Genomic DNA, 10,673 nt, shown 5'->3' on the forward strand with positions numbered 1-10,673 from the left:
CAGACCATCGAGTACCTGCTCCGCTATCAGTGGGGCGAGGATTTGGTCAAGAAGTTGGCAAAGGCGATGAAGTAAGGAGAAACCCCTCAGTGTTCGGTTTGGACACTGAGGGGTCTTTTCATATGTAAGGCTAAGCATATATGCGATGCTTATGAATCTGTCGAACGATTTTTCTGCATATACGGATCGATAGGGTGCAGATCTATTTTATGAGCATAATACCGTTTGGTAAATTCGTCAGGGTTGCCATACAGACGAATTAAGTTGATTATCTTCTGTTCGTAATCGGCCTAATTATAATAATAAATATGAGTCCGGACAGCGGTATTTAGAATCATCAGCAGGACATCTTTGTCGGTGATGTCCATGGAATGCCCAAAGATGTCCACTTCGATTTCCTTGTCGGCGGCAAACCAATCATAGACTTCGCGCCCGGTTCGTTTTTGGATCCGCTGAAAATATTTCTTGAAGTAGATCGTGTCCAGATTTTCTGGGTCCTGATCTTCTGTGCCAAGGACAATATTTTGAGGGGTGCCGGACGTAGAGCATCGCCCGTGGATGAAGTGTTCGCGCAACGGCGTGTTTACACCGATACCATTATCCAAGGTTTCGGCGGTATCGTAGTATGTATTGGTATAGTTGAATGACAGAAAGTAATCATATTCCTGTTGATAGATGAAATTGGGGAACTGCGTGTTTGGAGAATAATTTTGGGGCTGGTACACCTTCGGAAGGTATACACTCAGATATAGGTCGATATATTCAATCAGTTCATTGAGATATTTTTGCAGTTCGGACCATTGCTTGAATGTTTGACCACTTTTCAGCGGCCGAGAAAAAGTCTGAAAGCAGGAGTTGATATTGGCGTTAAAGGGGGAACCGGAGCGACCAAGAGAAAAGTAATTAACGATTTCTCGGATATCAGTTTCGAAATCTGTCCAGTTGCTCCCTGATTTGCTTTGAGTAAAATATTTGATAAACGGGTTGAAGTAAAAACGGTCGATATCTTCAGCGGATAACCACTTCGATGCGCTTTTAGGGAGGGTAAACTGTTTCTGCAACTCAGTTATCATATCTTTGTATCTTGTAGGCAAACCATGAGCAAGGTCGAAACCATTACCAACAACAAGCATGCGTGACATTATATTTCACCGTCCAATCTTTGATAACTATATTGTAATTGGGACTAAAAGATTGTGCAACAATAAGATACACGCCCCTTCGGAAATATCGCTGTTTCAGCTCGCGCGGGAGACCGTTTTCCGTTCCCTTAAATTTTCCCTTAAACGGACTGTTTTCCCTCGTTCAGCAGCACTTCACCGCCACTTTCAGGAAAATCGAAATCGTGGATTTATCCAAACTTATCAGAGCGAAAACATCAGTATAAACAAAAAGAACGCACCGTTTTCGGTACGTTCTTCGCTTTGGTGGAAGGTGGTGGATTCGAACCACCGAAGTCATAGACGACAGATTTACAGTCTGTTCCCTTTGGCCACTCGGGAAACCTTCCATATTCAGTTACCAGCTTGATTGGAGCTGGTGGACGGACTTGAACCCCCGACCTGCTGATTACAAATCAGCTGCTCTACCAACTGAGCTACACCAGCGTTTTTGTCAAGCCGTCTGTCTCAGCGACTTATATATAATAGCATGCAGAGAGCAAATTGTCAACAGCTTTTTGCAAAGTTATCGAAAATAATTGTAAAGCCCTGTAAACCGCTATCGGAAAAGGGCGGACACACCGATCCGCCCCTGCGTACGGATTAAACGAACACATTTTGCACCAGCACCATGTAAAGCACCGTGCCGACGCCGATGGACAGCAGGTTATTATGCTTCCAGATGTGCAGCAGCGCCGTGATGGCAATGCACAGCAGTTCGGGAATACCATGCGTACCCGTCACCCAGCCGACGTTCTTGAGGCAGTACACGACCAGCAGCGCGATGACTGCGGGCGGCAGGGTAGAGCCGAGGTATCGGATGATCGGCGGGATGGGCTTGGAGCCGTTGAACAGCAGGAACGGCGCGACGCGCGTTGCAAATGTGCAGACGGCTGCCACGGCAATCATGGCGATAGCATAAACAGTTGTCATAATCAGGCGACCTCCTTTGCCAGACGGCCGCGCATAGCGACCAGCATGACGCAGATTGCGAGCATGGCGGGCAGAATGAAATTGTCCGGCCCGAGGATGGCGAGCGACACAGCTGCCGCAGCCAGTCCCATCAGTGCGGGAATGTGGCACTTGGTGCTCTGCCACTGCTCCACGAAGATAACCGTGAACAGCGAGGTCATGGCAAAATCAATGCCGGTGGTGTCAAACGGCAGTATGCCGCCGATGATCGTGCCGAGCACGCCGCCGAGGATCCAGTAGCTGTGATCCAGCATGGCGATCCAGAAGCGCATATCGCCTGCATCAATGCCCTCGGGCGTCTTGACCGAGCACAGCAGGGAATAGGTCTCATCGGTCAGCGAGAAGATCATGTACCACTTGCGGCGGCCCATCGCATGAAAAGTCTCCAAAAAGGACAGACCGTAGAAGATATGCCGGCAGTTGAGCAGCAGTGTCATCACAGCAACGGTAACAAGGGATGCCTTGGCTGCCAGAAGCGATACAAGCAGATACTGTCCCGAGCCTGCGTAGATGCTCAGGCTGCAGAAGAAGGACCAGATCGATCCGAAGCCGATATCGCGCAGCATAACACCGAATGCAAAACCGATGAACAGATAGCCGCACAGTACGGGTATCGTGGCGGTAAAGGCAGGACGAAACGCCTTTTTCATGGAAATCACCTACATACTATAAGGGTAAAAGAAAAGCGCTCTGCGAACAGAGCGCTTTGGCATTTCAACGTAAACGCACAGATCGTTAAAATCAGATAGCGCGGGTAACCTTGCCGGAACGGAGGCACCGAGTACATACGTTGATATGGCGGGGAGTACCATCGACCATAGCCTTTACGCGACGAACGTTCGGCTTCCAGGTTCGATTGGAACGACGGTGAGAGTGGGAAACCTGAATACCAAAGGTCACACCCTTATTGCAAATATCGCACTTTGCCATTTTCCTGCACCTCCTTCTTTCGGGCATTGCATAGCAGATATTATATTACCACATGTATAGAATGAATGCAAGCATTTTTTTCAGAAAAAGAGAAAATTTCAAGTTTTCCTGCGGTCCGTGCGGAAATCATTGAAAATAACAGGAAAATAGGGTATAATACATCTATATCTACTTTATGTATTATACTATGTATTATACAGTAATAAAACAGCAGAGTAAAGAGGATATAGAATACCTGCCACAGCGGAAGGGAGCATTATACTTATGCAGTTAAAAGAATTCGGTGTCAGCTTGGGCGATCTGATCCATGAATTTAATTTTGAGGTCGTTTACGGTCCGGAGGGCTTTGAAAAGACCGAGATCACCAAGGACGACGTAAACCGTCCCGGTTTGCAGCTGGCAGGATTTTTTGATTATTTCGATCCGAACCGTATCCAGATCATGGGCAAGGTTGAGTCCAGTTATGTAGAGGGTCTGTCGAGCGAGGAGCGCCGCAGCCGTTTCGACCGTCTGTTCGAGACCGGCATCCCGGTGCTGCTGCTCTCGCGCAACATTGACGTATTTCCGGAATGCCTTGCGGCTGCACAGGAGCACGGTGTGCCGATCCTCCGTACCAACGAGTTTACCTCTACCATCATGAGTGCGATCATCGCCTCCCTCAAGGTCAATCTTGCACCGCGTGTTACGCTGCACGGCGTACTCATCGAAATCTACGGCGAAGGTGTGCTTCTGCTCGGTGACTCCGGTGTCGGCAAGTCCGAGACTGCGATCGAGCTGGTAAAGCGCGGCCACCGTCTGATCGCGGACGACGCGGTTGAGATCAAGCGTGTATCCGACAAGACGCTTGTCGGTACGGCGCCCGAGGTTATCCGCCACTTTATCGAGCTGCGCGGCATCGGCATTGTTGATGTTCGCCGTATCTTCGGTGTCGGCGCGATTAAAATGACCGAAAAGGTTGAGCTTGTCATCAACCTCGAGCCGTGGGAAGACGGCAAGCAGTACGACCGTCTCGGCATGGACAGCCAGACGACCTCCATCCTCGATATCGCGGTTCCGAGCCTGACCATTCCGGTAAAGCCCGGCCGTAACCTTGCCGTTATCATCGAGGTTGCAGCGATGAATGACCGTCAGAAGAAGATGGGCTTCAACGCCGCAAAGGAACTGCAGGAGCGTATGCTCAAGCAGTACGGCAACTGATAAAAGGTAAGGCAATACTGCACCATGCAAGCGGTGCTGCCTTCAACAATTCAATAAAAGGTGGGGATCTTTATGAAAAAAGCAGCGGTATTGGTATGTATGGCGTCTGTTCTTCTTTCGGGATGCAGCGGTGCCGGTGGGGAAAAGGTGTCGCAGATGGCGGATTCGTCCGCGCAGGCGGTTGCGTCCGAGCTGGCGAAGACCGACTGGACGGCAGTCAGCACCGATGCAAACAGCGAGGACGCTGCGTATGTGATGGCGCATACGGACACGGTCGCGCTCGACAGGCTGATCGCGTTTACGCTCACGTCCGATGGCGGGCCGAGTGAGGGCGCGTGCGAGGAGCTGCGGAGCCGTTTTCTGGAATCGCCGCATACTGTTCTGGCGTATCTGGTGCTGATGGGGGATCAGACGGTATCGTCGGGCGACAGCACACCGGCGGCAGAGTTCATCTGCGGGCAGATTGCCTCGGCAGATGCCGCATGGCATGACGGCTCGGAGGAGTTTGCACAGGTAATGGAATCGTGCAAAGCCGACTATCCGGAAGGACCGGCGGCGGAGCTGCTGAGCAAAATGGAGACGGCACACAAAGCCTCTCTGGAACGAAATAAATAAGGTATGCAGGCAAAAGCGTGACTTTGACGGTCATGTCTTTTGCCTGCGTTTTCTTTTAGGGAAAACGACTAAACAGAGCGGATGTTTTTTGTTGCACTCACCGAAAGAAAACCGGGAACAAAACCGCTTCCGGACCGTCTAACTGGGTATAAAAAGGAGGTAGTTATTATGATGGAGAAAAAACGAATGGCGGCATTGCTTGCAGCGGTGCTGTTCGGCATGAGCGCGATTCCCGCCGGAGCAGTGAACCTGATCGACACGGACGCGGCAGCGACCGACTCCGCCGAGCACGCGGAGCTTGACCTGTACGGCGTGCGCGCCACAGTAACCGACAGGCAGGACGGCGAGCTGACCGTCAGCACTGAAACCGCAGGCACAGTTGTGGTGCACATTGCGGAGCAGACGATCATCATGGACACGCAGACCGGTCTGCCGGCAGGCGCACAGGATATCAAAAAGGGTGACGAGGTGTACCTATACTGCGGGGAAATGATGGCGCTGTCCGAGCCGCCGCAGGTGTATGCCAAGGCGATTCTGGTCAATCTGACCGACGAACACGAGCCTGCAAGCCTGCTGTCTGCCGAGCAGGTGAAGAGAAATGCGGACGGCAGTCTGACTGTGCAGGCAAGCAACGGCGGCCTGACGCTGAACATTGCACGGAATGCGTCTGTTACGCCGTTCGGCACGAAAAACAAGGCAAAACTTGAGGATATCCGCATGGGAACCCGGTTTTTTGCATGGTATGATACGATTCTGGAATCCTATCCGGCACAGGCATCCACAGAGAAAATCGTGCTGCTGCCGCGCGAGGACGACACGTTCGCCATCGTTATTGAGGGCGATATCGCCATCGGCGAAGGCCGCATGACGAACGGCGTGGCCATGGTTCCGCTGCGCCTGACCGCCGAGCTGTGCGGCTTTACGGTCAAGTGGAACGCCAGGGACCGCACGGTGCACCTCACCAACGGCACGGTGCAGACGACTGTGACCATCGGTCAGGACGAGTATTTCCGCGCAACCGCTCTGCCGGACGCGGACGGCATGAGCCGCCCGGGAGCACTCGGTGCCGCGCCCTATATCGCGCAGAGCAGAACATGGGTTCCGGCGGAGCTGTTCGGCCTGCTCGGTGAGCAGATTGAGATGCGCGGGGACGCGCTGTATCTCGGCGGGGTGCCGAATGCTTTCACCGGAGAAGCCGATGAGACGAATGCGTTTAACATCGTGTGCAAGGACAAGACGCTCGACAAAGGGCGCATGGAAAACGGCGTGGCTATGGTGCCGCTCCGTGAGGTCGGCGAAGCCCTCGGCTACACCGTGACGTGGGACATAGAGAATCGTCAGGCGAAGATGAACAACGGCAAGGTTATGACGCATATAAACATCGGTGAGGATTCCTATATCCGTTCGGTGATGAATGGCGACGGCACGGAAGCACCGGTTTCGTTCGGCGCGGCGCCGTATTTCGCTGATGGCAAGACGTGGGTTCCGGCAAAGCTGTTTGAACTGCTCGGAGAACAGGTTGAAATGAAGGGGAATACGCTGTATCTCGGTGGAACGGAGAACTAAATACGAGAAAGGATGACCGCCATGAAACGAAAGTGGAAAGCCTGCCTGTGCATAGCCGCGTTCCTGCTGGCCGTGCTGCCGGTCTCCGCAAGTGCGGATTCGGGTCCGAAACCGCAGATCACCATTCAGGTGCAGAATGCGCCGGACGGCGATTACTACGTTGACCTGCTCATTCCGGGCGAGGTACCCGAGCAATGCATCGACAATATCGAGTGGAATCATATCGACCGCGCGTCTCTGCCGCTGGATGCGCTGGAGCGCGACCGCATGGACGGCTGGCACTATGCCATGCTGGACGGCACACAACCGCCTCTGTTTTACAAGCATCCGGACAAGGACACGTTTGTGTTCAGCTATTTCGGCACGCCGGACACGTTTCGGATTGCGGTTTATGATGATTCTCAGCAGAAAGTAAACTTTTCTGAGGTGATGAAGCGCACACAGCTGCAGCAGGTATTCACCTGTGACTTTGCGGATAATACGGTAAAAACCGGAAATCCGCTGCTGACATATCTCAAACAGTTTGCGTCCTCGCTGCTGCCGACGCTGCTAATAGAGGGAATCCTACTGCTGCCGTTCGGCTTCTGGGACAGGCGCAACGCAAAGCTGTTCCTCGGCGTCAACATCGGCACACAGCTGCTGCTCACGGTCGTAACGGCGGCCTGCATGTGGATTGGCATGCCGTTCTACCGGTATCTGGTATTTGCGCCGCTTGAGCTTGTGATTTGGATTGTCGAGGCCGTTGTTTACCGCAAACGGCTGCAAACCCGGCGGGAAACGGCTCATCCAATCGCTTACGCGCTGTGCGCCAACGCACTGAGCGCAGCCGCAACTTTGTTCAGCGTGCACATGGTATTTCCGTGGGTTTGAGTGAAAAGAACCTGTCAATCGACAGGTTCTTTGCAGGCTGTCGCGAAACTACAGTTTCGCCGACAAGCAGGAACGGACCGTAGGCCGTTCCAAAGTCGTCCAAAAGTTCCCATACGGAAACTTTTTCCCTCTTAAGGTATAAAAACCGAGATACACGCTCCCGGTTTTTATGAATTTGCAAAGCAAATTCTATTTAACGCGCGCTGCCGCGCGATATGATAAAATTGGTTCAATACCAACTTTTTTGACAAACTGAAAAGAACCTGTCAATCGACAGGTTCTTTTGCGTATTTCGGCATTTTGTGGTATGCTATACGGAGCAAAGGAGGCGAGCGGCCGTGTCAGCCAAAGCATACTATCATCTGCCCGGATTGTTTGAATTTTACGAGTTTTACCGCGCATTCCTGCCGTTATACCGCGCAAATCGTGACTGGTTTTATGACTGGTGTGAGATTGGGTCCATTTACGGCGCACCGGCGGACTGCCTTTGGGGAGGGGGACGAGCGGGTTTCGGTGAGTGCGGCGCACGCGAAGCGCTGGCTCTGGCACAGGAGTACGGCGTTTCTGCGCGGCTGACATTCAGCAATTCGCTTCTGCGCGAGGAACACCTGTCCGACCGCAAATGCAATGCACTCTGCGAGCTGTTTTCGCAGGCAAACGGCGTGCAGAACGGCGTAATCGTGCATTCCGAGCTGCTGACCGACTACCTGCGGACGCGGTATCCGGCGCTGTACCTCGTGTCGTCTACGACCAAGGTGTTGACCGATTTTGAAGATTTTCGGCACGAGCTGGACAGGGAAGAATTTCGGTATGTCGTGCCGGATTTTCGATTGAATAAACGGTTTGAGGAATTAAACGCCTTGTCGCAGGTGCACAAAGATAAGGTGGAATTTTTGTGCAATGAGTGCTGCTGGTTCGGGTGCAGTGACCGTAAGCAATGCTACGAGGTTGTCAGCCGCAAAAATCTCGGTGAGGACTGTGAGCACCGGTGTAAAGCACCGGATGCACAGAGCGGCTATCGGTTCTCCAAGGCGATGGAAAATCTGGGGTTCATCGGCGTTGATGCTGTTCTGCGGACGTATCTGCCAATGGGATTTTCGCAGTTCAAGATCGAGGGCAGAGGACTGGGAAGCGCGCTGATCCTCGAGTTTTTGCTGTATTATATGACAAAACCGGCGTATCAGCTGCGCGTGAGAGAAGAAATCTATCTGGATAATATGTTAGACCTGTTTTAACGCATAAGAAAAGAACCTGCCGTAAGACAGGTTCTTTCAGTCTGTCAAAAAAGCATTATTTTAATTTTTACGCTTCGTGCGGCAGCACGCATAAAATAGAATTTGCGGAGCAAATTCATAAAAAGTCAGGGCGTGTCCCTGACTTTTTATACAAGGGACAAAAAATTGTGCCCGTAGGGCGCGGCTTTTCGTCAAGATTCGATTGAAAGCGTGGTTTCAATCGAGAGGCTGCTCGAAAAACGGAGTTTTTCGACAGCCTCAAAGAACCTGTCGTAAGACAGGTTCTTTTTCGCATAAGCAAGCAGAAATTACTTGTTCTTATTCTTGATGTACTCGTCCATCGCAGCCGCAGCGCGCTTGCCTGCGCCCATTGCGAGGATAACGGTAGCCGCGCCGGTAACGGCGTCGCCGCCGGCGAATACGCCGTCCTTGGAGGTAATGCCGTGCTCATCGTCAGCCACGATGCAGCCCTTGCGGTTGGTGTCCAGACCCGGAGTCGTGTGACGGATCAGCGGGTTCGGGCTGGTGCCGATTGCCGCGATAACGCAGTCCAGATCAAGCACAAAATCGCTGCCCTCGACCGGAATCGGACGGCGGCGGCCGGATGCGTCAGGCTCGCCCAGCTCCATCTGCTGGCACTTGAGACCGGTGACGTTGAAGTTCTCGTCAGACAGCACCTCGAGCGGAGCGGTCAGGAACTTGAACACAACGCCCTCTTCCTTCGCGTGGTGAATCTCCTCGAGACGAGCCGGAAGCTCCTTCTCAGAACGGCGGTAAACGATGTAAACCTCTTCCGCGCCCATGCGCTTTGCACAGCGGGCAGCATCCATTGCGACGTTGCCGCCGCCGACTACTGCGACCTTCTTGGCGTGGTAGATCGGGGTGTCGGCGTTTGCCTTGTATGCCTTCATCAGATTGATGCGGGTCAGGTATTCGTTTGCGGAGTAAACGCCGTTTGCGTTCTCGCCCGGAACACCGATAAAGGTCGGCAGACCGGCACCGGAGCCTACAAAGATAGCCTCGTAACCGTCACCGAACAGCTCGTCGATGGTCTCAGAACGGCCTACAACGAAGTTCAGAACAAACTCAACACCGAGGTCCTTCAGCGTGTCGATTTCCTTCTGCACGATAGCCTTCGGCAGACGGAACTCCGGAATGCCGTACATGAGTACGCCGCCTGCGGTGTGCAGCGCCTCGAAAACGGTAACCTCGTAACCCATACGAGCCAGATCGCCTGCGCAGGTCAGACCGGCCGGGCCTGCACCAACGATGGCAACCTTGTGACCGTTGGATTCCGGCTTTACTGCCTTCTCGGTGCTGTTTTCGCGCGCATAGTCCGCAACGAAACGCTCCAGACGGCCGATGGCTACCGGCTCGCCCTTGATGCCGCGGACACAGTGACACTCGCACTGGCTCTCCTGCGGGCATACACGGCCGCAGACAGCCGGCAGTGCGGAGGTCTCCTTGATCTTGGCAGCCGCCTCGAGGAACTTGCCCTCGGCAACCAGAGCGATGAACTCCGGAATCTTAACCTGTACCGGACAGCCGGTCATGCAGGGCTTGTTCTTGCAGTTCAGGCAGCGCTGTGCTTCCTCGATCGCCATTTCAGCGGTATAGCCGAGCGTTACCTCTTCAAAGTTCTTATTGCGGACGTCCGGCGCCTGCTCGGGCATCGGGCACTTGTTCGGATTCATATTCGGCATGATTACTTGACCTCCTTCTTGAACAGATTGCAATGCTCCTCGCGGCGCTCTACCGCCGCGCGCTCCTGTGCCTTGTACATGGCACCGCGGCGCATTGCACTGTCAAAATCAACGAGGTGACCGTCGAAATCCGGGCCGTCAACGCATGCGAACTTGGTCTCGCCGCCAACGGTAAGACGGCAGCCGCCGCACATGCCGGTACCGTCAACCATGATGGTGTTCATGGAAACGATGGTCTTGATGCCGTACGGACGGGTGGTCTCGCAGACAAACTTCATCATAATCATCGGGCCGATGGCGATAACGGCATCGTACTGGTTGCCCGCGTCGATCAGTTCCTTGAGCACCTGTGTAACCAGTGCCTTGCGGCCGTTCGAGCCGTCGTCGGTCACGATGTGCAGGTTGGTGCAGGCGTTCTTCATCTC

The 10,673-nt window shown here is 53.3% G+C and carries 11 protein-coding genes and 2 tRNA genes; 5 read left to right on the forward strand and 8 right to left on the reverse strand.

What is annotated here, in order from left to right:
- Positions 1-290: 290 nt before the first annotated feature.
- The 6 genes from DW806_RS14675 to rpmB all read right to left on the reverse strand — a co-directional run bounded on the left by DW806_RS14675 (position 291) and on the right by rpmB (position 3,062).
- Positions 291-1,142 (reverse strand): AbiH family protein, encoded by an 852-nt coding sequence (locus DW806_RS14675; protein ID WP_118730425.1) that lies wholly within the window; start codon positions 1,140-1,142, stop codon positions 291-293.
- A gap of 283 nt (positions 1,143-1,425) precedes the next feature.
- A tRNA-Tyr gene (locus tag DW806_RS14680) sits at positions 1,426-1,510 on the reverse strand.
- A gap of 21 nt (positions 1,511-1,531) precedes the next feature.
- Positions 1,532-1,607: transfer RNA gene (locus DW806_RS14685), tRNA-Thr, on the reverse strand.
- A gap of 156 nt (positions 1,608-1,763) precedes the next feature.
- The gene (locus DW806_RS14690) at positions 1,764-2,093 is read right to left on the reverse strand and encodes a branched-chain amino acid transporter permease (protein ID WP_110436522.1); all 330 of its coding nucleotides are present in this window, start codon (positions 2,091-2,093) and stop codon (positions 1,764-1,766) included.
- Positions 2,094-2,095: 2 nt separating this feature from the next.
- Positions 2,096-2,782 carry an AzlC family ABC transporter permease gene (locus tag DW806_RS14695; RefSeq protein WP_118730426.1) on the reverse strand — a complete coding sequence of 229 codons (687 nt, stop codon included), beginning with the start codon at positions 2,780-2,782 and terminating at the stop codon, positions 2,096-2,098.
- A 91-nt stretch (positions 2,783-2,873) separates the two neighbouring features.
- Positions 2,874-3,062: a 50S ribosomal protein L28 gene (gene rpmB / locus DW806_RS14700; protein ID WP_110436524.1), complete on the reverse strand. Its 189-nt coding sequence runs from the start codon at positions 3,060-3,062 to the stop codon at positions 2,874-2,876.
- A 264-nt stretch (positions 3,063-3,326) separates the two neighbouring features.
- On the opposite strand from rpmB, the gene hprK reads away from it, so the two are divergent.
- The 5 genes from hprK to DW806_RS14725 all read left to right on the forward strand — a co-directional run bounded on the left by hprK (position 3,327) and on the right by DW806_RS14725 (position 8,545).
- The gene (hprK, locus tag DW806_RS14705; RefSeq protein WP_117492289.1) at positions 3,327-4,259 is read left to right on the forward strand and encodes an HPr(Ser) kinase/phosphatase; all 933 of its coding nucleotides are present in this window, start codon (positions 3,327-3,329) and stop codon (positions 4,257-4,259) included.
- 72 nt (positions 4,260-4,331) lie between these two features.
- Positions 4,332-4,874 carry a hypothetical protein gene (locus DW806_RS14710; protein WP_118730427.1) on the forward strand — a complete coding sequence of 181 codons (543 nt, stop codon included), beginning with the start codon at positions 4,332-4,334 and terminating at the stop codon, positions 4,872-4,874.
- Between the two features lie 168 nt (positions 4,875-5,042).
- The gene (locus DW806_RS14715) at positions 5,043-6,440 is read left to right on the forward strand and encodes a stalk domain-containing protein (RefSeq protein ID WP_158578401.1); all 1,398 of its coding nucleotides are present in this window, start codon (positions 5,043-5,045) and stop codon (positions 6,438-6,440) included.
- Between the two features lie 21 nt (positions 6,441-6,461).
- Positions 6,462-7,310, forward strand: a complete 849-nt coding sequence (locus DW806_RS14720; RefSeq protein WP_118730429.1) for a hypothetical protein — start codon at positions 6,462-6,464, stop codon at positions 7,308-7,310.
- Between the two features lie 338 nt (positions 7,311-7,648).
- A complete protein-coding gene (locus DW806_RS14725) occupies positions 7,649-8,545 on the forward strand; it encodes a hypothetical protein (protein ID WP_118730430.1) in 897 nt (298 codons plus the stop codon).
- Between the two features lie 308 nt (positions 8,546-8,853).
- On the opposite strand, the gene gltA is transcribed toward DW806_RS14725, so the two are convergent.
- Together gltA and DW806_RS14735 are read right to left on the reverse strand one after the other, a co-directional pair.
- The gene (gene gltA, locus DW806_RS14730; RefSeq protein ID WP_118730431.1) at positions 8,854-10,248 is read right to left on the reverse strand and encodes an NADPH-dependent glutamate synthase; all 1,395 of its coding nucleotides are present in this window, start codon (positions 10,246-10,248) and stop codon (positions 8,854-8,856) included.
- A 2-nt stretch (positions 10,249-10,250) separates the two neighbouring features.
- On the reverse strand, positions 10,251-10,673 hold a 423-nt coding region (locus DW806_RS14735; RefSeq protein ID WP_442861157.1), incomplete at its 5' end, for an iron-sulfur cluster-binding protein.

Source organism: Butyricicoccus sp. AM32-19, from assembly GCF_003480365.1.
Taxonomy (GTDB): Bacteria; Bacillota; Clostridia; order Oscillospirales; family Butyricicoccaceae; genus Agathobaculum; species Agathobaculum butyriciproducens.

Bases quoted from the DNA above. Each gene is read 5' to 3' on its own strand.
- DW806_RS14720 (WP_118730429.1), top strand. From the start codon at position 6,462: ATGAAACGAAAGTGGAAAGCCTGCCTGTGCATAGCCGCGTTCCTGCTG.
- DW806_RS14675 (WP_118730425.1), bottom strand. From the start codon at position 1,142: ATGTCACGCATGCTTGTTGTTGGTAATGGTTTCGACCTTGCTCATGGT.
- DW806_RS14690 (WP_110436522.1), bottom strand. From the start codon at position 2,093: ATGACAACTGTTTATGCTATCGCCATGATTGCCGTGGCAGCCGTCTGC.
- gltA (WP_118730431.1), bottom strand. From the start codon at position 10,248: ATGCCGAATATGAATCCGAACAAGTGCCCGATGCCCGAGCAGGCGCCG.
- DW806_RS14710 (WP_118730427.1), top strand. From the start codon at position 4,332: ATGAAAAAAGCAGCGGTATTGGTATGTATGGCGTCTGTTCTTCTTTCG.
- DW806_RS14695 (WP_118730426.1), bottom strand. From the start codon at position 2,782: ATGAAAAAGGCGTTTCGTCCTGCCTTTACCGCCACGATACCCGTACTG.
- rpmB (WP_110436524.1), bottom strand. From the start codon at position 3,062: ATGGCAAAGTGCGATATTTGCAATAAGGGTGTGACCTTTGGTATTCAG.
- hprK (WP_117492289.1), top strand. From the start codon at position 3,327: ATGCAGTTAAAAGAATTCGGTGTCAGCTTGGGCGATCTGATCCATGAA.
- DW806_RS14715 (WP_158578401.1), top strand. From the start codon at position 5,043: ATGATGGAGAAAAAACGAATGGCGGCATTGCTTGCAGCGGTGCTGTTC.